Genomic DNA, 25,263 nt, shown 5'->3' with positions numbered 1-25,263 from the left:
TTTGCTCGTAACGCCGGTCACCGGACAGCAGGTAACGTCCGGGCTATGGCCAACCACACTGCGGGGGTCCACGAGGCGAGTAATCGGTTTGTGGACGAATACGCCACCCTGGACCCGATCTCCGCGACCTACGCCGGGCTGAACACCGGCGAGGAGGAGATGACCGATTATTCACCGGACGGATATCGCGCCCGGGCCGAGCTCGCCCGCCGCGCGGTGGCCGAGATCGACGCCCTGGAGCCCGCGAACGAGTCCGAACGCGCCGCCAAGGCGCATTTCCTCGAACGCGTCGGGCTGGACGTCGAGATCCACGAGGCCGGCCTGGACACCGGCAACCTCAACGTGATCGCGAGCCCGATCCAGAGCGTGCGGCAGGTCTTCGACCTGATGCCGACCGATACTCCCGAACAGTGGGCCGTGGTCGGCCAACGCCTGGCCAAGGTGCCCGAGACGCTCGAGGGCATCAAGGCGTCGCTGCGGGACGCTGCCAGCCGTGGCCAGCTCGCCGCGCGCCGTCAGGTGACGAAGGTCGCTGAGCAGTGCGCGACATGGTCGGGTGCGAACGGCGGCGACTCGTTCTTCAAGTCCCTGAGCCAGGACGCGCCCCAGCTGGAGGCCGCCGCGAACACCGCCGCCGCTGCGTATGGCGAGCTGGCCGCGTTCCTGCGGGAGATCGCCGCGCAGGCACCGGCCAAGGACGCGGTCGGGGCGGACGTCTACAAGCTGTGGTCGCGCTACTTCCTTGGCGCCAAACTGGATCTGCGCGACGCCTACGAGTGGGGCTGGGCCGAGTTCTTCCGCGTGGAGAAGGAGATGACCGCGGTCGCCGAGCGGATAAAGGCCGGCTCGACGCTCGCCGAGGCGGCCGCCGCGCTCGACGCCGACCTGCGCTACAAGGTCCGTGGCCGCCGCGAGTTCGAGCAGTGGATGCAGGACCTCTCCGATACCGCGATGGCGCAACTGCGGGGCGTGCATTTCGAGATCCCCGACAAGCTGATGCGGCTGGACTGCAGGATCGCGCCGGACGGCGGGGGAGCGGGCGCGTACTACACCGGCCCGAGCGACGACTTCTCCCGCGCGGGCGCCATGTGGTGGGCGCTTCCGCCCGGCCGCGACGAGTTCTCCACCTGGCGTGAAGTGTCCACTGTGTACCACGAGGGTGTGCCCGGACATCACCTGCAGATCGCCACCGGCGTCTACCAGGCCGAGTCGCTCAACCGGTTCCAGCGGCTGTTCGGCTGGGTCTCCGGGCACGGCGAAGGCTGGGCGCTGTACGCCGAGCGGCTGATGCAGGACCTCGGCTACCTCACCGACGACGGCGACCTGATGGGCATGCTCGACGCGCACCTGTTCCGGGCCGCGCGGGTGATCATCGACATCGGCATGCACCTGGAGCTGGAAATCCCGGCAGGCAGCGGATTCCACGACGGGCAGCGCTGGACTCCCGAGCTGGGCCTGGAGTTCATGCTCACCCGCACGATCACCGACGCCGAGCACGTACGCGACGAGATCGACCGTTACCTCGGATGGCCCGGTCAGGCACCGGCCTACAAGCTGGGTGAGCGGGCTTGGCTGCAGTTGCGTGACGAGGCGCGTCGCCGTGACGGGGATGCCTTCGACATCAAGGACTTCCACATGCGGGCGTTGCGGCTGGGCTCGATGGGCCTGGACAACCTGGGCGCGAGCCTGCGCTCCTGAAAATCTTTGCCCCCAATGCCACATTGGGGACATCTGATGCCACCAATGTGGCATTGGGGGCACAAGAACGTCAGCTGGACAGGCCCTTGAGGACGAGGTCGCAGGTGGCATCGAAGGCCTTGTCGATGCCGTCCTGCGTCCAGCGCGTGGCGAAAACCGGGTTGTGGAAACGGGTTGTGGCGTCGAGCACCGCGCGTGCGGTCAGCTCGACGTCCGCGACCGGCGTGAACTCGCCCGCCTCGATGCCGTCGCGCAGGATCCCGGCGATCTGGGCGATCATCTCGGCGACGTGATCGGCGATCACTCCGCTGGTCCCGGCGACCAGTGCGGAGTAGGTGGCGAACAGTTCCGGGTCGTCGCAGGCCTTGTGGCGCTTGGTGTCGAACAACGTCGCCAGCCAGTTGCGCAACCGCGCGGGTGCGGGCCCGCCTGCCCTGGCCGCCAGGGTCACGGGGGCGTGCGCATGTTCGAGCCACCTGCGCAGCACGGCATCCCGCAACGCCAGTTTGCTGGGGAAATGCCTGTAGACGCTGCCGTGGCTGACGCCGAGCGCGCGGGCGACGTCCACCACTGTCGCCTTGGCGGGGCCGAAACGGCGCAGAACTCTCTGTGCGGCTTCGAGAATCTGCTCGCTGGTGAGTGCCTCGGCCATCTCTCCTCAAGTATGCATATCGCGATGACAGATTTCAGAGTCTGTCAGTCAACCGGTTGCGAAGGGTATCTAACCACTTCCGCTGAGTACTGCCACTTAGGCCACCCGATCCGGTGAAATGCGATGTTTTAGCAGGTCAACGGGTCTGTAGCGGTGCTTACGATCGGATTGCCCGGACATTGCCGGGGAAACCATGAGGAGAAACCGATGTCCAAACGATTGCCCGTGGTGCTGTCGTTGGCAGCGCTGGGCCTGGCTGCGGTGGCACTGCCCAGTGCCGCGTCGGCGGCCCCGGTCCGGACCGAGGAGGTCCGGGCCGAGTGCACCGCCGACACTCCCGCGGTGAAGACCTTGGTCACCGCGTTCAAAGGCGTGGACGCGGCCGCGGTCGACCCAGCCAAGCTGAAGATGGCACTGGGTGACGTGTACAACGCGATCACCGGTGCTCAGCAGGCTGGATGCCTGCCGTCGTTGCCGACGACACCGCCTGCCACGCCTCCGGCAGCACCGCCAGCACCACCACAGCCGCCGGGCAGCAGGGCGGCCACGTGTCTCGAGTCGACAGTCGGTCTGATGAGTGCAGTGCTGGGCGGGGTCAGCACCACACTCGCGACGCCGCCTGACGCTGCCGCGACAACCGCGGCGATCACCAAGCTGGGTACGGCTGTCAAGGCCATCAACGACGGAAAGTGCCTGCCGACCGCGCTCGCCGTTCCAGGTGCGGCGGCCACGCCTCCCGCTCCGCCAGCTCCACCTGCGCCTCCGGCACCGCCAGCTCCACCCGCGCCTCCGGCGCCCGAGCCGGCTCCACCCGCTCCGCCTGTGGTGCCCTGAGCGACCGCACTATCCCCTCGTGAGTGGTCAGTCCGGTCTCAGCCGGAGTGACCACTCACGAGGGTGTAATGGGGAGAAACCGGCCCAGGACGGCGAACGGCCGTGGGTCGCCCGCGAATCGGTAGTTACGCAGCACGTCCACGAACCCCATCCGGCGGTACAGGCTCCAGGCCCTGGTCTTGCCCTCCGGCGTGGACAGCAGGACCCGGCCGTTGGGTACGCCGGAAAGCAGCATCCGCAGCAGGTGCTCGCCCGTGCCCCGGCCCTGGCTGTCCGGCCGGACGTGCAGCTCGGTCAGTTCGAAGTAGTCGCGCATCCACTCGTCGGCGACGCTCGGGCCCGCCAGTTCGGTCACGCCACGGCGGACCTGCTCGTGCCACCACTGGCCCGGCGCGCCCTGGTAGCCGTAACAGATTCCGGTCAGTTGGTCGTCCACCGGATCCAGGGCGGCCACGCAGCGCCAGCCCTCACGCAGCATGTGCGCCAACCACATCGGCGCCCGTTGTTCAGCGGTTCCCTTGGGGTAGCCCATGGCCGTGACGTACAGGCCAAGCGCCTCGTACAGCCGCGACCGCAACGCGTCGGCCGACAGCTCGACGAGCTGGCTTCTGTGCGATGGCACTGCGGTCACGTCAGAAATCATCCTCCACGCGTTTGACGTCCGCAGCCGTCCCGCCGGTGAGGGTCACCAGCTGTGCGAACGTTGTGGGATAGACGGACTTGGGATGCCCGGCCGCCGCCCACACCATCGGGTAGGTCGCCAAGTGGTTGTCCACCAGGGTACGAATTGTGCGCGGGTGTCCAGCTGGTGCCACGCCCCCGATGGCTTGACCAGTGTGTTCCCGCACGAAGGCCGGGTCGGCCCGATCGATCCGGTCTGCCTCGACGAGCCGGGCCACCAGGCCGGTGTCCGCGCGGTGCGCCCCTGAGGTCAGCACCAGCAGCGGCGTGACCTGCTCGCCGTGCACCGCCTTGAAGATCAGGCTGTTGGCGATCGCGCCGACCGGGATTCCCAGTGCGGCCGCGGCCGCCGCAGCAGTGCGTACCTCGTCGTCCAGGATGCGCAGGCCCTCGGCGGCGTCCGTCATACCGGCCTCGAGCAGAGCCGAGGTGAACTTCGCGATCGCCGGGTGGTCGGTGGATGGCACTGGTCAATCACACCATGACCTGGGTTACGGCAGCTTGAGAGGTTGTCGTCGCCCAGGTAGACTCGAACATGTGTTCGAGTTTGATCTCGGGCATCGCAACCCGGTGGCAGGGCGGGGGAAGCGCCTTGCCACCGGGTCCACCGGCTTCCCCACGGTGGTGTCGGCGTGGTCACCCTGACCGCGCCGAGGGACGTGAGGAGGCCAGATGTCAGCCACTGTCGACTTCCCCAGCTCCCCCGCACATCGAGGCCGGGGCGGCGGCCGCTCCCTGCCCTCAGGCTCGCCGGCAGCGCTGCTGCGCCAGGCCGAATGCGGCCTCGCGGCCGCGGAGGCAGAAGCAGACCCAGCCGAGCGGTTCACCCAGGCCTACCTGTCCGCACTGCGGGCAGCCGCCGCGATGCTCGCGCACCGCGGCCGTCCGCACCGGGGCCGCGCCCGCCCCACCAGCGTGTGGACACTGCTGTCGGCCGTCGCGCCCGAACTGCGCGAGTGGGCCGCGTTCTTCGCGGCGTGCTCGTCCACCAGGGCCGCAGTGCAGGCCGGCCGAATCCGGCTGGTCAGCGCCCGCTCAGCCGACGACCTGGTCCGTCAGGCCGGTCAGTTCATCGGCCTGATCGCCCGGGTTGTCCCCGGGTGAACGGAAAGGCACTCATCGATCAAGCCAAGCTGCTGGACATCCTGGATATCGAGGCGACCGTGCTGGCCGAGACGGTCGACGGTGCCAGGGAGGAACTGAGGATCCCGCACTGCCCAGGCCTGACCGTCGGGGAAACGGCCAGGCACATCGGCAGCGTGTACCGGATGGCGTTGCAATGGATGCGGACCGGGGACTCCCCGCAGACATGGCAACGCGAACCGGGACCGTTCCAGTCACTGCGCGACTACGTGGTCAGCGGCGCCCGCGCCCTGGTCGACGAGCTCGCCCGGCACGACCCGGCAGCACCCTGCTCCACCTGGTGGGCAGCAGACTCCACCTACGGATTCTGGCGCAGGCGAATGGCGCACGAGACAACCATCCATCGCACAGACATCCAGGCAGCCCTGGACAGGCCGGTCACGGAGATCGAGGACGAAGTGGCGACCGACGGCGTCGACGAAGTCCTGACCCTCTGGTTCAGCCACAGGCTGACTGTTCAAGGCGTGGCCGGCACCCGGGACGGCACAGTCGTCATCCGGACCGGCGGCAAAGCCTGGATAGCCCGCGTCACCCCAGGCGGCATAGGAGCCTGGCGCCTGCCCGCCGCCGACATCGACCGAGCCGACGCAGGCCGGATCAACGCCGCGATAACCGGCCCACCACCCACCGTCTACCGCTGGCTCTGGGGCCGCCTACCCGACGACGCCGTCCAGAAAGAAGGAAATCCCGAAGCAATCAACCAGATGTGGGCCCTCATGCGGGTAGCCACCCGCTGAGCGCTCCCACCGGATCGGCGGGCAGGCCTCCGACCTGCCCGCCGATCCAGCCTGCGGACACCAAGAATCGCGAAGCGGGCACTCTCCAATTCAGACTGTCCGCCTGGGCTGCTCTCACGGGGATGACCGCGCTCTGTCAACAGTCCACTCCGGAGAGTTGATCTCGCCGGGAAAAACTGTCGGTGGGACCCGCTAGCTTGTCGGGTATGGCCACTCGACTGGAGAATGTCGTCTTCGATACGGCTCAGCCGCGGGAACTTGCCGAGTTCTGGTCGGCCTTGCTCGGCTGGGAGATCGTGGGGTTCCCGCCGGACGAGGTCGACGTGCGCGCGCCGGAGTCCCAGGGCTGGGCGCTTGATCTTGTGTTCGGGCCGTTCGGTGGGGTCAAGACGGTCAAGAACCGGGTTCACCTCGACCTGGCCAGCGCTTCTCCGCAGGATCAGCTGGCGATCATCGAGCGGGCCAGGGGACTGGGTGCCCGGTCGGTGGACATCGGCCAGGGGGACGTGCCGTGGGAGGTCATGGCCGATCCGGAGGGCAACGAGTTCTGCGTCCTGGAGCCGCGCGAGGTCTACATGAACGCGGGCGCCGTGGCGGCGATCGTGGTCGACGGGGTCGACGCCGCGCGGATGGGGGCGTTCTGGGCTGAGGCCACGGGGTGGTCCCTGCATCCGAAGCCTGCGGCAGAGGTGGGGTTGAACGCTCCCAACGGGCGGGGGCCGTGGCTGGAGTTCCAGAACGGACATGAGCCCAAGACTGTCCAGAATCGGGTGCATCTGGATGTGCGGCCGCTCGCCGGCGATGACCAGCAGACCGAGGTGGAGCGGCTGATCGGGCATGGGGCGCGACGGGCCGACATCGGTCAGGGTGATGTGCCGTGGGAGGTGATGGCCGATCCGGAGGGCAACGAGTTCTGTGTGCTGACTCCTGCTCGGTGATATTTGCTCACGCCATGTCATTGGCCCTGCGTTGACAGATACGTAGGATGATCCGTCGGTGGCTTGCGACAACCACGGGCGGGTGACATGGGCGCTGGCGTGAACATGGTCAGCGGGGTTGTCTCGGACACGGGCGAGCGGACTGCGCGCCGGGTACTGCTGATCGCCGGGATTCTGCTGGTGGCGGCCAATCTCCGGGGTGCGCTGACGTCGGTCGGCCCGTTGCTGGAGACGATCCGGCGGGACGAAGGCCTGACGGCTGGGCAAGGCGGGTTGCTCGGTGCGTTGCCGTTGCTCACGTTCGCCGTGTTCTCGCCGCAGGTGCCCAGGCTGGCCCGCCGGGTCGGCATGGAGCGGCTGCTGTGGTTCGCGCTCGCGGTGCTGGCGGCCGGGATCCTGCTGCGGTCGTTGCCGCTGCCGGGGCTGCTGTGGTTCGGCACAGTGCTGCTCGGGCTGGCGATCGCGGTCGGCAACGTTCTGCTGCCCGCGTTGCTCAAGCGCGACTTCCCAGACCGTGTGGCGCCGATGACGAGCCTGTATTCGGTCACGATGGGCGTGGTCGGGGCGATCGTGTCCGGGTTCGCCGTGCCGCTGGCGGGTGCGTTGCCCGGTGGGTGGCGCACGGCGCTGGGGTACCTGGCCGGGCTCGCGCTGATCGCGTTCGCGGTCTGGGCGCCGCAGGCGATGGGCCGGGCGAAGCCGGCCAGCCTGCCGGTGGCGGTCGGCCGCACACCGTGGCGGTCCGCCTTGGCCTGGCAGGTGACCGGCTACATGGGGCTGCAGTCGTTCGGGTTCTACATCGTGCTCGCGTGGTTCCCGGCGATCATGAGCAGCAACGGGTTCAGCGAGGAGAACAGCGGCTGGCTGCTGCTCGTGCTGCAGGTCCTCGGCGTCACCATGAGCGCGGTGATCCCGTTGGTGGCCAACAAGCTGCCCGACCAGCGGCTGCTCGCCAGCTCGGGTTCGCTGCTGAGCCTCTCGGGCTACCTCGGAATGCTGCTCGCGCCCGAGCTGGCTCTGTTCTGGGTGGTCGTCGTCGGCCTGGCCAGCGGTGTCTGCTTTGTCCTCGCGCTGCTGTTCTTCACCCTCCGGGCCGCGGACTCGTTCGGTGCCGCGGCGCTTTCCGGGATGGCGCAGTCAATCGGCTACCTGTTCGCGGCCACCGGTCCGGTCCTGTTCGGAGCGTTGCACGACACGACCGGCGGCTGGGCGCTGCCGATGATCATGCTGATGATCTCGGCATTCGCCCAAGCGTGCCTCGGTATGGGCGCCGGCCGCAATCTCACCGTCACCTAGCTACCGGGCAGGGGAGTCGCCCTGCCAGAACCACTGGGAGTCGCGGGCCTGACGCATGGCCTCCTTGCGCTGGTCAGGGTCCAGCCGGTCGAGGTACAGCATCCCGTTCAGGTGGTCGGTCTCGTGCTGCAGACAGCGCGCCAGTTCCTTGGTCCCAGTCACGGAGATCGGCTTGTTCTTGGCGTCCACGCCTTTCACCGTGGCCTCAGCGGCCCGCCGGGTGGGGAACCAGAGATCCGGCACGGACAAACAGCCTTCAGGGCCCTGCTGAGTCTCCTCGGACAGGGACACGATCTCCGGGTTGACCACATAACCCTGCAGTCCGCCGACGTTGTAGCTGAACACCCGTAGCCCCACGCCGATCTGCGGCGCGGCCAGACCTGCGCGGCCGGGCAGCAGCACGGTCTCCATCAGGTCGTCGACGAGTGCCTGCAGCCGGTGGTCGAAGTGGGTGACCGGGTCCGCCGGGGTGGTGAGCACCGGGTCGCCGAGGTATCTGAGCTCACGGACAGCCATCTCGTCTCCTGTTCGACGATTCCGCGCGTTCGAGAAATAGCACCGAGCCGGACACCCGTCGATCGACCATTCGGCGGGCGTGTGTCCCTGGCCGGGGTTTCCAGCCCGGGTTGATCGTCAAACATCCGCTTGACCTGGTGTGTTAGCGTGGTGAAATGCAATATATTGGTCGGCTGGACCGGGCGTTGCTCAGCGAGCAGGCGCTCAGTGCCATCCGGCGGGCGATCGTCGCGGGCGAACTGGCCCCGGGCACGCCGGTCAAGGATGTCGAGCTGGCCGGCCGGATGGGGCTGTCGCGCACCCCGGTCCGCGAGGCGCTGGCCAGGCTCACCGACGAGGGCCTGATTGAAACGAAGCCGCACAGCTACACGCGGGTCACGCCTCTCGACGCGGACGCAGTCCGAGACGCGCACGCGGTCGTGCAGTCAATGCATGGGCTGGCGACGCGACTGGCCGTCCCGAAACTCACCAGCGACCACCTGGCTGCCATGCGCGCGGCGAACCTGCGGTTCGCGGAAGCCGTCGACTCGGGCGCGTTGGAGGAAGCAATCGCGTGTGATGACGCGTTCCACGACGTGCTTGTGCAGGCGTGCGAGAACCGGGCCATCGCCGCGACGGTCCGCCGCTACACTCCGCAGTTGCATCGCGCCATCTACCTTTACTTCGGCTCGCCGCTGGGCCGTGACTCCGCTCCGATGCACGAGCGGATCATCGCCGCCTGCGAGGCCGGTGACGCGGACCTCGCGGCCGCGCTCGCCGAGCAGAACTGGGCGAACCTGGCCGTACTCTTGCAGGAGAAATCATGAGTTTCGCGCGTTATCCGTTGCTGTTCGGGCCGTCGCCGGTGCACCCGCTCGAGCGCCTGACCGCTCATCTCGGCGGTGCCCAGCTGTGGGCGAAGCGGGAGGACTGCAACTCGCCGCTTGCCTATGGTGGCAACAAAACCCGCAAGCTGGAGTACCTCGTGGCGGACGCGCTGGCGACCGGCTGCGACACGCTCGTCTCGATCGGTGGCGTACAGTCCAACCACACCAGGCAGGTCGCTGCCGCTGCGGCGCGGGCCGGGCTGAAATGCGTTCTGGTGCAAGAGAAGTGGGTGGACTGGGAGGACCAGGGCTACGACCAGGTCGGCAACATCCAGCTGAGCCGGTTGATGGGCGCCGACGTCCGCCGCGACCCGGCCGGATTCAGCATCGGTATCAGGGAATCCTGGCAGCGCGCGCTGGAGGACGTCCGTGCCGCGGGCGGCAAGCCGTACTCGATCCCGGCCGGTGCGTCGGACCATCCACTCGGCGGGCTCGGCTTCGCGAACTGGGCCGACGAGGTCCGGCAACAGGAGCAGGAACTCGACGTTTTCTTTGACACCATTGTGGTCTGCTCGGTCACCGGCAGCACGCAGGCAGGCATGATCGCCGGGTTCGCCGGGCAGGACCGGCCGCGCCGTGTGATCGGGATCGACGCGTCGGCCAAGCCGGCCGAGACCTACGAAGCCGTGCACCGGATCGCCAAGAACACCGCCGAGCTGCTCGGCAGGTCCATTTCGGACAGTGACGTCGAGCTGGACGAGCGTTATCACGCAGGCACGTACGGCATCCCGGACGAGCAGACGATCGCGGCCATGAAACTCGCCGCCCGGACCGAGGCGATGATCACCGATCCGGTCTACGAGGGCAAGTCCATGGCCGGCATGATCGACATGGTCGGCCGCGGCGACATCGGCCGCGACTCGACCGTGCTGTACGCCCACCTCGGCGGCCAGCCCGCGCTGAACGCCTACAGCTCAGTGGTCTTCCAGTGACACCTCGGGATTCGCCAGCCTGTCCGGGTCGATCTGCTTGCCGGAGCGGATCAGCTGCTTGATCGGGTCGACCACGTCCCAGATGTTCACGTTCATCCCGGCGAGGACGCGGTTGTCCTTGAGCCAGAACGCGATGAACTCACGGCCGGGCACGTCGCCACGGAACACCACGCGGTCGTAGCCGGTGATGTCGCCGATGTACTCCATGCCCAGGTCGTACTGGTCGGTGTAGAAGTACGGCAGCTCGTCGTACGTGGCGTCCCCGTCGAGCATGTTGGTCGCGGCGACGGCGGGCTGGTTGAGTGCGTTCGCCCAGTGCTCGACGCGGATTCGCCTGCCCAGCAACGGATGCGTGGCGTTGGCGATGTCACCGGCGGCGAAGATGTCCGGGTCGGACGTGCGCAGCCCGGCGTCGACCAGAACACCGTTGTCGACGTCGAGCCCGGCCTTCTTGGCCAGGTCCACGTTCGGGCTCGCGCCGATGCCGATGAGCACTGCGTCGGCATCGAGCACCGTGCCGTCGACCAGGCCGACGCTCTTGAAGTTGACCTGGTCGACCTCGACGCCGAACCGCAGGTCGACGTCGTGCGCGCGATGCAGATCGGCGTACACCTGGGCCACCTCGGGCCCGATCGCGGCGAGCAACGGCAGTTCGGCGGACTCGAGCACGGTCACCTCGACGCCCGCGTTCCGGGCGGCTGCGGTCGCCTCCAGGCCGATCCAGCCGGCGCCGATCACGATCAGCCGCGACGAGCTCGCGATCACGGACTTGATCCGCTCGGAGTCGCCGATCCGGCGCAGGTAGAGCGCGTCCTCGGCGCCGGGGAACCGGCGTGGGCTGGATCCGGTGGCCAGCAACAGCTTCGAGTATTCGACCGACGAGCCGTCGGCGAGCCGGACCTGGTGCGCGGCGCGGTCGATCGCCGTCGCGGCCACGCCGAGCCGCAAATCGACGTTGTGCTCGGCGTACCAGTTCTCGTCGTGTACGAAAACGCTGTCCCGCTCGGCCTTTCCGGCCAGAAAGTCCTTGGACAGCGGCGGGCGCTCGTACGGCCGGTGGGATTCGTCCGCGACCAGCACGATGTCGCCGTCGAATCCCTGGTCACGCAATGCCTCGGCGCCTTTGGCCCCAGCCAGGCCGCCGCCGGCGATGACGAACGTTGTCACCGGGAACTCCTCCATAAGTCAGGCGTGGACGCCGCTCAGCGCGAAGAACTCCTGGCGCGAGGCGGCGTCGGCACGCAATGTGCCTAGCAGTGTTGAAGTGACCGTGCTCGAGCCGGCGGCCTGCACTCCGCGCAACGTCATGCACGTGTGCTCCGCTTCGATCACCACGCCGACGCCACGCGGGTGCAACTGGTCGTTGAGCCAGTCCGCGACCTGCTTGGTCAGGCGTTCCTGGACCTGCGGCCGGCAGGCGAAGTGCTCGACCACCCGGGCCAGTTTGGACAGCCCGAGGATGCGTTCGGCCGGCAGGTAACCCACATGGGCGACGCCGGTGAACGGCAGTAAGTGGTGTTCACAGACTGACCTGACCGGGATGCTGCGCGCGAGGACCAGCTCGTCGTAACCCTCGTCGTTGGGGAACGTGGTCAGGTCGAACGGCCGCGGCGTGAACAGCTCGGCGTACGCGCGTGCCATGCGGCCGGGCGTGCCCTGCAGGCTCTCGGAGTCCAGCGACACACCCAGCGCGCGGAGGAACGCTTTGGCGGCGTCCTCGGCCGCGGCGAGGTCGAGAACGGCCTCCGGTTCGTGGACGACCCGCAGTGCGGTGCTCGAGCGCATCGGCTGACTCCTGGTTCGGCGCCGTGGTTACGCCAAGAAAGTTTGGTCTTATTCGGCTCTTGGGTCAAGAACTCCTGTTTTCACCTACCTTAATAGGCGTTATGGTGGGGTGCGTGACGGCCGACGGCATCAAGGCGATAGCGGCACTGGACGACGAGTTGCGCCGGGGGATGTACGCCTTCATCCGGACCGCCGGCCGGCCGGTCACCCGGGACGAAGCGGCCGAATCGGTCGGCATCTCGCGCAAGCTGGCCGCGTTCCACCTGGACAAACTGGTGGCGGCCGGCCTGCTGCAGGCGCGCTACCAGCGCGCCGGGCGGGTCGGACGTGCCCCCAAGGTCTACGAGCCGGCCGAGGCCGACATCCAGGTGGCCATCCCACAACGTCAGCATGGCCTGCTCGCCGAGGTTCTGCTAGACGCGGTCGTTACGCACGACGCCGGTGAAGCCGCCATGCGGGCCGCTTCCCGGCGCGGAAAGCATCTTGGCGCACAAGAACGCGAACGAGTGAAACTCGGCAGGCTCGGGGCCGAACGAGCACTGACCGTGACCGAGGGAATCCTTGCCCAGCAAGGATTCGAGGTCAACCGGGAGAGCCCGACCTGCGTGCGGCTGCGGGACTGCCCGTTCCACCCGGTCACCGCCCAGGCGCCGGACCTGGTCTGCAAGATCAACCAGGCCTACCTGGCCGGCTTTCTCGACGGCCTGGAAGCACCGACTGTGCAGGCAGTGCTCGAACGGGTGCCGGGAGCCTGCTGCGTTTGCCTACGCGCTGCCCAATCGGGTGACCAATGATGCGCTGACGGCCGCGCCGGACGCCATACGTCAGGGCGACCTGCACTGATTGCCTTTGTGGGTGAACGACGTGGCGACGGTTCTCGATGGGTTGTCGTTGACCGACTGGTCGGCCGTCGACCATGCCTACGGTCCGGCGACAGACGTCCCCCAGCTGATCCACGACTTGGTCTCCGATGACGCCACCGTCAGGGCAATAGCCCGCTCGGAGCTCTGCGGCAACCTCATCCACCATGGCGCCCGGTTCTCCGCGACGCCCAAGGTGATTCCGTACCTGATCGAGTTGGCGACCGCGCCAGGCGTGCCGGACCGAGCCATGATCCTGAGGTACCTGACAACCTTGCTCGCCGGCCCGTTCACCGTGCGAGACGGATTCTGGATCGGCGCCGGCAGCCAGGGCGGACCAGCGCAGCAGGCAATCGCGACCGCCTGTCACGACGTCGCGGTGCCCGGAATTCCAGCGTTGCTGAACCTGGCGACCGGCCGGTCATGCCGAGTCCGTGTCGCCGCGATCTGTGTTCTGGGCTGCTTCCAGGTCGAGCGTTCCACGATCATCCCAACCTTGGAAGCACAGGCTGCCAACGAAACCGCGGACGCGGCACGCGCAGCGGCCGTGTTCGCCCTCGGCCTGCTCACCAAGGGCACCCCGCGCTTCGAGGAGACACTCCGGTCGTTGCATGAGGAAGACCCGGCCAAACTCGTCCGCACAACAGCCGCGATCAAGCTGGCACTGCACGGATTCGGCGACTCAGCCGTCGTGCAGACCTTGATCGAGGCACTCGACGACGCCGACCTCGGCCGCGCGTACGCGGATTTGCCTTGGGGTGGCGAGAAACTCCCTGGCGACGTCGGCCACGCCCTGGCGCACGTCCAACCTGAATGGGGAGCTCATGCCCTGTCCGCCCTAGGCCGCGCACTGCACAACGCCGACGGCGCCATCGACCACGACCCGGCAGCTCTGGTCCAGGTCATCGGCCTCGCCAGAGCCATCGCCCGGCTCATATTCCCGTACGGTGCGATCAACCCTTTGCTGCCATCCCAACGAAAAGCCGTCGAGCTACTAGTGCAGGCCCGCAGCCCATGGGTAGTCAGCAATGTCACGGAGCTACTGGCCCAGTGCGGCCTGCCTGAAACCCGAGACGCGAACGCGACACTCGTTGGCGTCGAGATCGAAGACACCCCCTCAGTCGCGGACAAAGTGAACGCAGCCGCGGTCCTGATGGACTCAGGCAACTTCGAAGCCGCTCTGACAGCCCTGGAAGCTCTGCCGGACGACAACCTCTACGTGCTGGCCAACCGCGGCAACACCCTGTTCCGCCTCGACCGAACCGACGAGGCGATCACCCTCCTGGAACTGGCGACCGAACGCTTCCCGGACTTCGAAACCGGCTGGAACCTACTGGCCTGCGCCCTGCACAAAGCAGGCCGAGACCCCGAAGCCCTGGAAGCAATAGACAACGCAATCCAGTGCAACTCCAGCAACGGCAGCTACTTCTACAGCAGAGCGGTCTTCCTGGCCTCAATCGGCGCCACAGAAGAAGTCTTCCCGGCAGCCCACGAAATGATCGACCGCGCCCCAGACTTCCTCAGCCACCTGGAATCCGAGCAAGCCCTAGCCAGGATAATCACAGATCCTCGCTGGGAAGCCATCCGGCTCGCCGCCTTCGACGCCTGAAAACCTCTGTGGCGCAAAGGTTTTCGCGAGGACGCCACCAAGAAACAGGCCACTTTCGAAGAAGCCGTCACACCCATCCTGCAATAGACAGCCCCCACCCATCCCGGGGGCGGCCCTGCTCCAGTCTACAAGGGAATGGGGGTTAGCAGGGGTTTTCAAGGGTGAACCCGGTGCGAAAGGACCGTTCGCACCGGGTTCACTCGTTTGGCTGAAAACTCGGGTTGGTTGAAGGGGCGGGAGCTTACTCGGCGGTGGTCTTTGAAGAGGAGATGTTGATTCCGCTGACTTCGACGGTTGGGCGGCGGGTTGGTTCGTGTGACGCCTCGACGGTGATGGACTCGCCTGGCCATAGGGACATGTAGTTGTCGGACCAGGTGATCGGCAGCAGTTGGGAGCCGTCTGCCTTGCGCAGGGTCAACTGTGCGGCTGGGATGACCGACTTTGATGTGTTGCGTACGGTCACTGTGGTCTTGTCGCCGTGGGTGCGGGCCTTTACGTCGACTGTGGCTTTTGGCAGGGTTGCCAGGCCTTTCAGGTCTGCGTAGGTGCTGGCCGGTGTGTAGTACCAGTCGCTGTTGGCCCAGTCGACCACGTCCGGCTGCGACGACAGCCAGTAGGTGTTTCGGCTGACGTCCGCGCCGTTGCTGTCGGTCAGTTTCAGGCGGACGAAGTACGTTGACGAGAGGCCGGTCAGCTCAGGCAGGGTGAATACCTCGGCCACGCCGGGCAACGATACCGAGATGCCGTGCTTTTCCTGGCTGTGTACGAGTTTTCCGTCGATGTTGTAGACCTCGGCCTTGGCTGTCAGGCGGTTGGCCGACTTCGGGCTCTGGCCGACTATCACGACTGAGCGGTCGTCGTACGAGTACTGGATGTGGATCGGCTCGTTCGCCTTTTTCGCGCCGAAGTACGAACCGGCTGGGTTGAGGTCGTGGCTGTAGAGGTGCCAGTTCAGGGATGGCCACGCGTTGTTGAGCATCCAGTAGATGAAGCCTGTGGCCGGGCGGTCGGCGGTCATCCGGCGGGCGTTGGCCTCGAACTGTGCGCGGACCTGTTCGTAGTTGGCAAGCTGGGCCTTGTCGACGTAGTCCGGCAGGCTGGTCGGCGTGCCGTATCGATTGGCCAGGGCTGTGTTGAACAGGTTGAGGTTGTTGAACGGCTCGTTGCCGCGGCCGGTGTGGAACTGTGGTGTGGCCGGCTCGCGCCACAGCTGTTCCTGCTCGGTGGGGGTCAGCATGCCCTTGATGGTGTCCAAGGCGGGGATTGAGTGTCCTGCGCTGAGTTCGCCCGCGAAACCGAACGCGGCGCCGACTTTGTCGCCGTACCAGTAGTTCGGCGGGACCCAGTCGTATGGGCCTTCCATCTTGCTGCCGGACGAGCCGAGTGGCGGCTGCGGGCTGCCGTTGAGCGACGCGGCCGGCAGCACTGGGTTGGGCCATCCGGCTTTCTGGAACTCCGTGAGGTACATCCGCTGTACGTTCTCCGGCGGCGAGATGTCACTGCCGATGAAGAACGCGATCACGCTTGGGTGGTTGCGCAGGAACTTGGCTTGCGTGGCCATCGAGCCCTGGGCGATCGGATAGTCCTCGGGCGTCCAGTCGGCACCGCCCCAGCCGGTCCACGGCTCCCACTTGTCGCAGCATTCCCAGCCGGGCAGCAGCATGATGCCCAGCCGGTCGGCCAGGTTGTAGAACTCCGGCGTCTCCAGCTTGCCCTCGAGCCGGATCGCGTTCAGGCCGAGGTCACGGGTGTACTTGAGTTGTGTCTCGAGCCGCTCCGGCTGCGTGCGCAGCAGCAGGTCCGACGCCCAGCCGCCGCCGCGGATCTGGATCTGCCTGCCGTTGACGATGAACTGCCGGTCACCCTTGGCGTTGAGGTTCGACACGACATCCCGGATACCGAACATCGCGCCGCTGCGGTCGGAGTTCCGCCCGTTGACCTTCGCGGTCAGATCAAGCTGGTACATCGGCTGGTCGCCGTACTGCGCTGGCCACCACACACGCGGGTTCCGCACTGTTTGCGCCGGGAACTCGACTGTTCGCGTCTCACCGGCGTTCAGCCTTGCGACCTGATACAGGCCGCGGTTGGCGACCTCGCCCTGCAGTGTCACGTACTGGACCGAGCTGGTGTTGTTGCGGACCTCGGCGAAGGCGGTGACGTCGGCCTTCTCGAAGCCGGGCAGCGCGAGTTTGGTGTGCACGTAGGACCCGAGAAGGCTGATCGGCCCGCTGCGCGTGATCTCGACGTCCCGCCAGATGCCCATGTTGTTGTCGGGCGCGGGCTGTGCCCAGTCGATCCAGCTGATCGCGAAGTCCTTCTGCGGATCAGCCGGCGCGACCTTGATCGCGACCGCGTTGCGGCCCGGCTTCACCAACCCACTGATGTCGAACTCACGCGCGTTGTAGACGCCCACGACATCCCCGAGCTTGGTGCCGTTGAGATACACCTCGCCGCGCGAGACGACGCCCGGGACCTTGAGCGTCATGTTCGGCGACTTGTCCCGCACGGAGAACTCGGTCCGGTACCACCACGGCACCTGGAAGTCCGCGCGGTTGACATTGTCCCGCAGATTCGTGCCGTAGAAGAGGTTGGGGTAACGCCCGTTTTGTACCAAGCCTGCCAGGACGGTCGACCGTGGGCCGACCGGATACCACCGCGACCCGTCGAACCTGGACTGCGAGATCTCCTCGCCGGTCGCCGACACCTGCGCGGAAGACTGGATCTGCCAGCCACGAACCGAAGTACTGCTGGACTCGCCGTCGGACAGGACAGTGGACACATCAGCGGCCGCCGGCGCCGCTGTGGCGGCCGGAGCTACCGAAAGACTGAGCAGAACGGCCAGAACAAGGGCGACACGCACCCGTAACGAGGACATGCGGGGCCTCCTCGGCGCCAGGGATCGCTTATTAATAGGGAACTTTCTTTACAAAGTCAATGCCCTGGGAACTTTGGTCCAGACCTGACCGGGCTTGACTCGGTCGCGTGGTCATGCCTATAGTCAACGCATCGGTTGATAAAGCGATTGGTTGATTACGATGACAGAGCTGGATGACCGGCTGGACAGGGCGTTCACGGCGTTGGGCGATCCGGTCAGGCGTGCGTTGATCGCGCGGTTGTCGCGTGGGGACGCGACGGTCAACGAGCTCGCGGAGCCGTTTTCGATCACCAAGCAGGCTGTTTCGCGGCATATCCAGGTGCTTGAGGCGGCTGGACTGATCACGCGGAGCCGGGACGCGCAGCGGCGGCCCTGTCATCTGAACACGGTCGCGCTGGAGGAGCTGACCAGCTGGATCGACAAGTACCGGCTGGTCACCGAAAGCCGGTTCCGGCAACTGGACGCAGTACTCGAAACCAACAAGGAGCAGGACAATGACTAACCCGACGACTAACCCGACGACCATCACCGCGCAGCCAGGCACGCCGTTCATCGATGTCGTGCGCGAGTTCGACGCCACGCCCGCCCAGGTTTTCCGGGCGCAGACCGACCCGGATCTGCTCGTCCAGTGGCTGGGTCCGCGGGAGTTGAAGACGGACTTGATCGAGTACGACGCCAGGCCGGGCGGCAGCTACCGGTATGTGCAGCGCGACGCGCAAGGCGGGGAGTACGGCTTCCGGGGCGTGTTCCATGCCGTTGTCAAAGACGAACTGGTCATCCAGACCTTCGAGTTCGAGGGCGTGCCGAACCAGGTCGCGATCGAGACCATGACGTTGACGGACCTCGGCGGCCGGACGCGCCTGCACACGCACTCGGTGTATCCCTCGGTGGAGGGCCGGGACGCGGCGATCTCGAGCGGCATGGAACACGGCATCCGCGACTCGATGGACCGCCTCGAGGAGCTGTGCACCAGGGACTGATGTCCACTCTGGACGCCTGGCCTGCTTACGTGAGAGCCGCGTGCAGCAGTGTCAGCAAGGCCGGGTCGGCCAGCTCCTCCGCCGTGCGGATCTTGATGTGCCGGTGCACCTTCCCGGTGCCCTGCATCAGGCCTTCGGGGTCCGGCAGGCTCGCCCCGCCCGCGATGCCCAGCCGGACATACCCGGTGAACGGCGCGACAGTGAATTTCAGTCCTTTGTACCCAGTCGACGTGCCGTACCCGATGTTCTCGTCATCGGCCGTCAGCACCGCGCCGGGAAACAGCTCCAGCAGCAGCTCGTGCAGCTCGACCGTGAGCGGCCCGCCCCGGTCGAGGATCGCCTTCAGCGCCTCCATCCGGTCAACCTACATTCCGGCAGGATGGAATTCGTGAATGTGCCTATGCCGCCGTGGCCGGTCATGGCGCCGGCTTGCGGGTCGGTGTTCCTGCGGGAGTTCACCGACCAGGACGTGCACCTGGCCTTTGAGCTGGGCGAGGACCCATATGTTCCGCTGATCGGGAGTTTGCCCGCACATCCGGATGCCGAGCAGGCACTGGCTTGGGTTCGGCGGCAGCGAGGAAGACTGGCTGAGGGGACTGGGTTCTCCTTTGCTGTGGCCGATGCGGGCACGGGAAAGGCGGTCGGGACGATCGGGTTGTGGCTCCGGGATTTGCTGGTGGGCCGTGCGAGTGTGGGGTATTCGGTGTCGCCGGCGCATCGGCGCCGGGGTGTGGCGAGCGACGCTTTGCGTGCGCTGACAACGTTTGCGTGGGGCATTCCAGTGCTGTACCGGATCGAGATGTACATCGAGCCGTGGAACGCGGGTTCGGTCCGGGTCGCCGAGTCGGCCGGATATCAGCGGGGGCGTTTGCTGCCCCGGCACCGGGAGATCGGCGGGGTCTGGCGGGACATGCTGCTCTACTCGATGAAACGGCCGTGAGCCCGGTGAACCTGGATTTGCCGGGCTCACCGGACCAGCTCTGACAGTGGTGTCAGCGGTATCAGTCCATGACGGCGGTGGCCTCGATCTCGACCAACAGGTCGGGCTCGGCCAGCGCGGAGATGCCCAGCAGGGTGATCGGCTTGACCGGGTCGACGCCCAGCTTCGCGGCCGCCCTGGCCACGCCTTCGCCCAGTAACGGCATCTTGTCGGGGGACCAGTCGACGACGTAGACGGTCAGCTTCGCCACGTCGTCGAATGATCCGCCGATCTCGGCCATGGCCGTGCCGATGTTGAGATAGGCCTGTTCGACCTGGGCGGCCAGATCTCCCTCACCGACCCGGTTGCCCTCCGCGTCCCGGGCCACCTGCCCGGCCAGGAACACCAGCCGCGACCCGGTGGCGATCGACAGTTGCCGGTACACCTCGGGTTTCGGCAGCCCGTCCGGGTTGACCAGCTCGACAGCCATGAAGCACTCCTCACTCGGATAAGATCGACAATCTAAACATAGCATTGCCATGTATTGTGGTGCCGTGGTCAGGACAAAAAACCCGGCGGTGCGCACACAGTTGATCGAGCGGGCCGCACAGATGCTGCGGGTCCGGGAGCCCGTCACCTTGCGCTCGGTCGTCGCGGGCACCGGCATGTCGACCATGGCCGTCTACACCTACTTCGGCGGGATGGACGGTTTGTGGCAGGCGATGCGGCAGGAGGGCTTCACCCGCCTTGCCGCCAAGCTCGAAGCGGTCTCGCCGACACCAGACCCGGTCCGAGACCTCACGGCCCTCGGCGCCGCGTACGTGTCCAACGCCCTGGCCAACCCTGACCTCTACCGGGTCATGTTCGACGCCGGCTTCGACCTGGAAGACCCAGCCGCCGCAGACGAAACCCTGCACTGCCTGGTGCGCACCACCGAACGCGTCAAAGACACCGGACGATTCCACCCTGATATCGACCCCCTGACTCTCGCCACCCAAACCTGGGCCATTGGCCACGGACTGGTGTCCTTGGTGGCAACCGGCCCTTTGCCGCGTCAAACACTTGATCACGGAGCCCCGATGCTCACCGCCCTGTTCGTCAGTTGCGGCGACGACCTCGACACCTGCCGCCAGTCAGTCGAACTCGGCTGGCGGCCGACCATCCCGGACTAAGCGCGGAGGCGTAAACCCTTGGGGGTGGCGCGGAATCCGGAGTCGCGGAGGATCGTGGCGAGGTGGGACGTGAGCGCACCTTCGCCATCGGCGCGTTGGACGGCGAGTTGTCCGAGCCAGCCCTCGCGGACTGCTTGGGAGAGGGATGAGGCCGCGGCGCGGAGGGTTTGGTCGTCCTCGGTGAAGGAGAGCAGCGAGCGACCGCCGCGTTCGACATAGAGGACTGGTTCGCCGTCGACCAGGACTGCGAGTGCACCGGCTTTGCGGGCTGGACGGTGTTTTCCCTCGCCGAGGGTGTCTGGCCAGGGGAGGGCGGCGCCATAGGGTTGAGCTGGGTCGGCGGCGGCGAGGACGACGGCACCAACGGGGTCTGGGTCGCGGCCTGCCGTGCGGGAGAGGGCACGGAGTCGGTCGACAGCACCGCGTGCGGCGAACTGGGCGGCGCCGAGACCCTCGACGACGTAGCCCCGGACGACCTGGCCGGATTCCTCCATTGCCCGTAGCACTCGGTAGACGCCGCTGAAGCCACCGGTGACGCGTTCGGTGTCCAGCGCGCCTCTGGTCAGGACACCGTGCCTTTCAAGGAATGCCTCGGCGCGGGCGTGGGCACGGCGAGTCGGGTCTGCCTCACGGGGCACGGCGAGGGACCAGCGTCCGCCAACTGTGGGCGGACCTGTGCGGCTCGGCATGGCGGGGCGTTGGGCACGGATTCGCGCATAGCGGCCACGCGGGGCCGACCGGCGTGGCTTGTGCGCGGCACCGCGACCGGATACCAAGGCGCGCAACGGGTTCAGCGTGTCATTGGTGATCAGGCCGGCCCACACCAGATCCCAGAGGGCGGTGACTACCTCCTGGTCATCGGTGGAGCCGATCCGGTCGACCAGCTGCCGGAAGAACAACGCCCCACCATCCATAGCGGACAGTACGGCCTCGTGCAGTGCGGACTCCGGGACGTTCTCCTCCACCTCCGGCAGCAGCAGATCGGCCACATCCGTTGGCGCGAGGGCGATCCAGCCATCGCCGCCGGCCAACGACCCGCTGCCGCACCAGGTGACCTCGCCTGCCGTGGTCAGTTCGTCCAGCAGCGCGGGGGAGTAGCCAGGCAACCGGGCGGGCAGGATCAACGACTCGAGCGCACTGGCCGGGAGGGGAGCCCCAGCCAACTGTTCCACCACGGACAACACGTCGTCCGCTGTCGGCGCCGTGCGCAAACGCTTCCCCACGCCGTGCCAACTCGGCAGAAACCGCCCGAGTGCCGCCGGCTCGACCGGTTCGACCTCGGCTCTCAACCGCGCCAGGGACGCACGGCGCAGGCGCCGCAAGACCTCGGCATCGCAGTACTCGGTGTGCGTGCCGCCCGGCCGCAACTCGCCGCGGACGAGCCGGCCGGCACCGACCAAACGGTCCAGCACACCGGTCACCACCGCCACACCCAGCCCAAACCGGGCCGCCGCCTCGGCGGCGGGGAACGGGCCGTGCGTGCGGGCATAGCGCGACAGCAGGTCGCCCAACGGATCGGCGACCGGTTCGGTGAACGCCTCCGGTACGCCCACCGGCAGCGCAACCCCGAGCGCGTCCCGCATCCGGCCGGCGTCCTCGATGCCGACGTTGCGGTCCTCGCCCGCGATCCGCACCCTGATCACCCGGCGCTGGGCGATCAGCTCGGTCAGCCACTCGGGCTTGACCCCACGCAGCGCGGCCTCGGCGTCGGTCAGGTCACCCAGGAAGCGCAGCAGGTCGGCCGCGTCCTCCTCATGCCTGGCATGCCTGTCCGGGTCGAGGCGTTGCAGCGACCGCTCGATCTCGGTCACGACATCCGCGTCGAGCAGCTCCCGGATCGCCTCCGAGCCCAGCAGCTCCGCCAGCAGGGACGAGTCCAGCGACAACGCGGCCGCACGCCGTTCGGCCAACGGCGTGTCCGTCTCGTACAGGAACATCCCTACATAGCCGAACAGCAGGCTCTTGGCGAAAGGCGACGGGGAGGGCGTCTCCACGTCGACCACACGCACCCGCCTGGTGCGCACGTCCGTCATCAGCTCACGCAGGCCGGCGAGGTCGTACACGTCTTGCAGGCATTCCCGCATGGCCTCGAGCACCACCGGGAACCGTTCGTACTTCGATGCCACCGACAGCAGTTGGGCGGCGCGCTGCCGCTGCTGCCACAGTGGACTGCGGCGCCGTGGATCCCGCCGGGGCAGGAGCAGCGACCGGGCGGCGCATTCCCGGAACCGGGCCGCGAACAACGCCGAACCGCCCACCTCGGCGACCACGATCTGCTCGATCTCCTCCGGATCGAGCAGGACGTCCTCCGCGCTCGCGGTGACCTCGGCGCCGGAATCGTCCACGGCGTCAGGCAGCCGCATGACTATCCCGTCGTCGGAGTGCGCCATCTGCGCGTCGATGCCTCGCCGCTCGCGCAGCCGAGCGGCTATGGCCAAAGCCCATGGCGCGTTCACCCGGGCACCGAACGGAGAATGCACGACCAGCCGCCAGTCGCCGAGTTCGTCGCGGAACCGTTCGACAAGCACAGTCCGGTCGTCCGGCACGTGCCGCGTGGCCTGCTTCTGCTCGGCGAGGTAGGTGAGCAGGTTGTCCCGGGCCCACTCGTCCAGCCCGGCCTCGGCGGCCCGGGCCCTGGCCTTCTCATCCTCCAGTGTGGACAGTTCGCGCAGGAACTTCCCCATCGCCCGGCCGAGTTCCAGCGGGCGGCCCGGCGCGTCGCCCTTCCAGAACGGCATCCGGGCCGGCTGCCCGGGCGCGGGCAGCACGATCACCCGGTCGTGCGTGATGTCCTCCACTCGCCAAGCGGAGGTGCCCAGCAGGAATGTGTCGCCGACCCTGGACTCGTAGACCATCTCCTCGTCCAGCTCGCCGACCCGTGACCCCGCGCGCCCCTCGCTGGGCGGGGTCATCACGGTGAACAACCCGCGGTCGGGGATCGTGCCGCCGGAGGTGACCGCCAGCCGTTGCGCGCCCGGCCGGCCACGCAACTCCCCGCTGATGCGGTCCCACGTCACCCTGGGCCGCAGCTCGCCGAACTCCTCGCTCGGATACCGTCCGGACAGCATGTCGAGCACGGAGTGCAGCGCGGACTCCGGCAGCGCCGCGAAGGACGCCGTCCGCCGGACCAAAGTGGACAGCTCGGTGACCGTCCACGGCTCCATCGAGACCATCGCGACGATGTGCTGCGCCAGCACATCGAGCGGGTTGCGCGGATATCGGACCGCCTCGATGGCGCCGTCCCGCATCCGTTCCGCGACGACCGCACACGACACCAGATCGCCCCGGAACTTCGGGAACATCACGCCTCGGGACACCGCGCCCACATGGTGCCCCGCGCGGCCGACACGCTGCAGCCCGGACGCGACCGTCGGCGGCGCCTCGACCTGGATCACGAGATCGACTGCGCCCATGTCGATCCCGAGCTCCAACGAGGACGTCGCGACGACACACGGCAACCGCCCGGACTTCAGCTCCTCCTCGACGACGGTGCGCTGCTCACGCGCCATCGAACCGTGATGCGCCCTGGCGACGACCGGCGCGGCCGCGACCGCCACGCCGGACTGGCCGATGGCCTCGGCCGGGAAGACCTCCGGTTGCGCTGCTCGCTCGTCGGCGAGCTCGTTGAGCCGGGAGGTGAGCTTCTCGGCCAGGCGGCGGGAGTTGGCGAACACGATCGTGGACCGGTGCCGGCGGACCAGATCGAGGATGCGCTCCTCCACGGCGGGCCAGATGGAGGGACGACGCGGCGCACCGAGTTCGCCGGTGAGTTCCTCCAGGGTGCCGATCCCGCCTTCGACCGGCATGCTCCCGGTCCGGTCGGGCGCCTGCGGGGTGTCGAGGCCGGCCATGTCCTCGACCGGCACCTCGACGGTGATCTCCACCGTCTTGCTGGTCTTCGGTGAGACGACCTGGACGGGCCGCCCACCGGCCAGGAACGCGCTGACCTCCTCGACCGGCCGGACCGTGGCCGACAGACCGATCCGCTGGGCCGGTTTGGCCAGCAACGAGTCGAGCCGTTCGAGGGACAACGCCATGTGCGCGCCGCGTTTGGTGCCCGTCACCGCATGGACCTCGTCCACGATGACGGTCTCGACGCCGCGCAACGACTCCCGCGCTGCCGACGTGAGGATGAGGAACAGCGACTCGGGCGTGGTCACCAGGATGTCCGGAGGTGTCCTGGCGAAGCTCCGGCGTTCGTCGGCCGGCGTGTCACCGGTGCGCATGCCGACGGAGATGGAGGGCGGCGTCAGGCCCAGCCGATGCGCGGCCTGCCGGATGCCGGCCAGTGGGGCCCTGAGGTTGCGCTCGACGTCGACGGCGAGCGCCTTCAGCGGGGAGATGTAGAGGACCCGGCAGCGGTGCTTGGGCTCGGCCGGCGGCGGCTGCGTGGCCAGCCGGTCGAGACTCCAGAGGAACGCGGCCAGGGTCTTGCCGGAGCCGGTGGGCGCCACGACCAGGGCGTGCTCACCCGCCGACGCCGCCCGCCAGGCGCCCGCCTGGGCCTGCGTCGGCGCCGCGAAGGCCCCCGCGAACCAGTCGCGGGTCGCGGGTGAGAAGAGGTCGAGTTCGTCCACGCCGACCATCATGCACCCGGGGTCCGACAGTTTTGATTTGGCAGGCCTGACCTGCGGGAACGATGAACAGCAGGTCTTGCTGCCGGACCGCTGGGGGCTGTCGGCGTGCCCCTTTCGCGGTCAGGTCGCGCCAGGATGATCGGCACTCGGAGCATGATCATGGAGCACTTTCCGGCTTGCCTGCTTGACTTTT

24 protein-coding genes are annotated in these 25,263 nt (G+C 67.5%); 14 read left to right on the top strand and 10 right to left on the bottom strand.

Going from position 1 to position 25,263, the window contains the following annotated elements; all coding sequences use genetic code 11:
• Window positions 1-45: 45 nt before the first annotated feature.
• Window positions 46-1,698, top strand: coding sequence for a DUF885 domain-containing protein (locus JOF56_RS56470; protein WP_209647729.1), 1,653 nt, complete (start codon window positions 46-48; stop codon window positions 1,696-1,698).
• A 70-nt stretch (window positions 1,699-1,768) separates the two neighbouring features.
• Here the strand turns inward: JOF56_RS56470 and JOF56_RS56465 are convergent, their stop codons facing one another.
• The gene (locus JOF56_RS56465; protein WP_209647728.1) at window positions 1,769-2,350 is read right to left on the bottom strand and encodes a TetR/AcrR family transcriptional regulator; all 582 of its coding nucleotides are present in this window, start codon (window positions 2,348-2,350) and stop codon (window positions 1,769-1,771) included.
• Between the two features lie 207 nt (window positions 2,351-2,557).
• Here JOF56_RS56465 and JOF56_RS56460 point away from each other — a divergent pair, with 207 nt between their 5' ends.
• Window positions 2,558-3,184, top strand: coding sequence for a hypothetical protein (locus JOF56_RS56460; protein WP_209649146.1), 627 nt, complete (start codon window positions 2,558-2,560; stop codon window positions 3,182-3,184).
• A gap of 55 nt (window positions 3,185-3,239) precedes the next feature.
• Here the strand turns inward: JOF56_RS56460 and JOF56_RS56455 are convergent, their stop codons facing one another.
• Window positions 3,240-3,815, bottom strand: coding sequence for a GNAT family N-acetyltransferase (locus JOF56_RS56455; protein WP_209647727.1), 576 nt, complete (start codon window positions 3,813-3,815; stop codon window positions 3,240-3,242).
• Between the two features lies 1 nt (window position 3,816).
• Window positions 3,817-4,332: a YbaK/EbsC family protein gene (locus JOF56_RS56450; protein ID WP_209647726.1), complete on the bottom strand. Its 516-nt coding sequence runs from the start codon at window positions 4,330-4,332 to the stop codon at window positions 3,817-3,819.
• Between the two features lie 205 nt (window positions 4,333-4,537).
• On the opposite strand from JOF56_RS56450, the gene JOF56_RS56445 reads away from it, so the two are divergent.
• The 4 genes from JOF56_RS56445 to JOF56_RS56430 all read left to right on the top strand — a co-directional run bounded on the left by JOF56_RS56445 (window position 4,538) and on the right by JOF56_RS56430 (window position 7,979).
• Entirely contained in the window at window positions 4,538-4,969 is a 432-nt protein-coding gene (locus JOF56_RS56445; protein WP_209647725.1) for an SAV_6107 family HEPN domain-containing protein, read from the top strand.
• A complete protein-coding gene (locus JOF56_RS56440; protein WP_209647724.1) occupies window positions 4,966-5,745 on the top strand; it encodes a maleylpyruvate isomerase family mycothiol-dependent enzyme in 780 nt (259 codons plus the stop codon). Before JOF56_RS56445 ends, JOF56_RS56440 begins: the two co-directional genes overlap by 4 nt.
• 206 nt (window positions 5,746-5,951) lie before the next feature.
• Window positions 5,952-6,683: a VOC family protein gene (locus tag JOF56_RS56435; protein WP_209647723.1), complete on the top strand. Its 732-nt coding sequence runs from the start codon at window positions 5,952-5,954 to the stop codon at window positions 6,681-6,683.
• Between the two features lie 87 nt (window positions 6,684-6,770).
• Entirely contained in the window at window positions 6,771-7,979 is a 1,209-nt protein-coding gene (locus JOF56_RS56430) for a CynX/NimT family MFS transporter (protein WP_245378819.1), read from the top strand.
• Here the strand turns inward: JOF56_RS56430 and def are convergent, their stop codons facing one another.
• Window positions 7,980-8,495: a peptide deformylase gene (gene def / locus JOF56_RS56425; protein WP_209647722.1), complete on the bottom strand. Its 516-nt coding sequence runs from the start codon at window positions 8,493-8,495 to the stop codon at window positions 7,980-7,982.
• Window positions 8,496-8,650: 155 nt separating this feature from the next.
• Between def and JOF56_RS56420 the strand changes: the two genes are divergently transcribed.
• Entirely contained in the window at window positions 8,651-9,301 is a 651-nt protein-coding gene (locus tag JOF56_RS56420; RefSeq protein WP_209647721.1) for a GntR family transcriptional regulator, read from the top strand.
• Window positions 9,298-10,293: a 1-aminocyclopropane-1-carboxylate deaminase gene (locus tag JOF56_RS56415; RefSeq protein WP_209647720.1), complete on the top strand. Its 996-nt coding sequence runs from the start codon at window positions 9,298-9,300 to the stop codon at window positions 10,291-10,293. The genes JOF56_RS56420 and JOF56_RS56415 overlap by 4 nt, the downstream gene beginning before the upstream one ends.
• Here the strand turns inward: JOF56_RS56415 and JOF56_RS56410 are convergent.
• Entirely contained in the window at window positions 10,276-11,475 is a 1,200-nt protein-coding gene (locus JOF56_RS56410; RefSeq protein WP_209647719.1) for an NAD(P)/FAD-dependent oxidoreductase, read from the bottom strand. The genes JOF56_RS56415 and JOF56_RS56410 overlap by 18 nt on opposite strands.
• Window positions 11,476-11,478: 3 nt before the next feature.
• Window positions 11,479-12,078: a GTP cyclohydrolase I FolE gene (gene folE, locus JOF56_RS56405; RefSeq protein WP_209647718.1), complete on the bottom strand. Its 600-nt coding sequence runs from the start codon at window positions 12,076-12,078 to the stop codon at window positions 11,479-11,481.
• A gap of 113 nt (window positions 12,079-12,191) precedes the next feature.
• On the opposite strand from folE, the gene JOF56_RS56400 reads away from it, so the two are divergent.
• Together JOF56_RS56400 and JOF56_RS56395 are read left to right on the top strand one after the other, a co-directional pair.
• Window positions 12,192-12,872: a helix-turn-helix transcriptional regulator gene (locus tag JOF56_RS56400; protein ID WP_307855745.1), complete on the top strand. Its 681-nt coding sequence runs from the start codon at window positions 12,192-12,194 to the stop codon at window positions 12,870-12,872.
• 61 nt (window positions 12,873-12,933) lie between these two features.
• On the top strand, window positions 12,934-14,547 hold the full coding sequence (locus JOF56_RS56395) for a tetratricopeptide repeat protein (protein ID WP_209647716.1): 1,614 nt from the start codon (window positions 12,934-12,936) through the stop codon (window positions 14,545-14,547).
• 241 nt (window positions 14,548-14,788) lie between these two features.
• On the opposite strand, the gene JOF56_RS56390 is transcribed toward JOF56_RS56395, so the two are convergent.
• A complete protein-coding gene (locus JOF56_RS56390; RefSeq protein ID WP_209647715.1) occupies window positions 14,789-17,422 on the bottom strand; it encodes a glycoside hydrolase family 2 protein in 2,634 nt (877 codons plus the stop codon).
• A gap of 160 nt (window positions 17,423-17,582) precedes the next feature.
• On the opposite strand from JOF56_RS56390, the gene JOF56_RS56385 reads away from it, so the two are divergent.
• Together JOF56_RS56385 and JOF56_RS56380 are read left to right on the top strand one after the other, a co-directional pair.
• A complete protein-coding gene (locus tag JOF56_RS56385; protein ID WP_209647714.1) occupies window positions 17,583-17,924 on the top strand; it encodes an ArsR/SmtB family transcription factor in 342 nt (113 codons plus the stop codon).
• Complete coding sequence (locus tag JOF56_RS56380; RefSeq protein WP_209647713.1) at window positions 17,917-18,402, top strand: SRPBCC family protein; 486 nt, start codon at window positions 17,917-17,919, stop codon at window positions 18,400-18,402. The genes JOF56_RS56385 and JOF56_RS56380 overlap by 8 nt, the downstream gene beginning before the upstream one ends.
• Window positions 18,403-18,427: 25 nt before the next feature.
• Here JOF56_RS56380 and JOF56_RS56375 read toward each other — a convergent pair whose 3' ends face one another.
• Window positions 18,428-18,757: a DUF1801 domain-containing protein gene (locus JOF56_RS56375; RefSeq protein ID WP_209647712.1), complete on the bottom strand. Its 330-nt coding sequence runs from the start codon at window positions 18,755-18,757 to the stop codon at window positions 18,428-18,430.
• Window positions 18,758-18,790: 33 nt separating this feature from the next.
• Here JOF56_RS56375 and JOF56_RS56370 point away from each other — a divergent pair, with 33 nt between their 5' ends.
• Window positions 18,791-19,342: a GNAT family N-acetyltransferase gene (locus JOF56_RS56370; protein WP_307855744.1), complete on the top strand. Its 552-nt coding sequence runs from the start codon at window positions 18,791-18,793 to the stop codon at window positions 19,340-19,342.
• A gap of 61 nt (window positions 19,343-19,403) precedes the next feature.
• Here JOF56_RS56370 and JOF56_RS56365 read toward each other — a convergent pair whose 3' ends face one another.
• On the bottom strand, window positions 19,404-19,811 hold the full coding sequence (locus tag JOF56_RS56365; protein ID WP_209647710.1) for a RidA family protein: 408 nt from the start codon (window positions 19,809-19,811) through the stop codon (window positions 19,404-19,406).
• Between the two features lie 64 nt (window positions 19,812-19,875).
• On the opposite strand from JOF56_RS56365, the gene JOF56_RS56360 reads away from it, so the two are divergent.
• On the top strand, window positions 19,876-20,493 hold the full coding sequence (locus JOF56_RS56360) for a TetR/AcrR family transcriptional regulator (RefSeq protein WP_209647709.1): 618 nt from the start codon (window positions 19,876-19,878) through the stop codon (window positions 20,491-20,493).
• Here the strand turns inward: JOF56_RS56360 and JOF56_RS56355 are convergent.
• Entirely contained in the window at window positions 20,490-25,082 is a 4,593-nt protein-coding gene (locus JOF56_RS56355; RefSeq protein WP_209647708.1) for an ATP-dependent helicase, read from the bottom strand. The genes JOF56_RS56360 and JOF56_RS56355 overlap by 4 nt on opposite strands.
• Window positions 25,083-25,263 lie beyond the last annotated feature (181 nt).

It is taken from the genome of Kibdelosporangium banguiense, assembly GCF_017876405.1.
Taxonomy (GTDB): domain Bacteria; phylum Actinomycetota; class Actinomycetes; order Mycobacteriales; family Pseudonocardiaceae; genus Kibdelosporangium; species Kibdelosporangium banguiense.
Note: the sequence above shows the minus strand (reverse complement) of the source record. Positions and strands in the feature narration are given on the sequence as shown.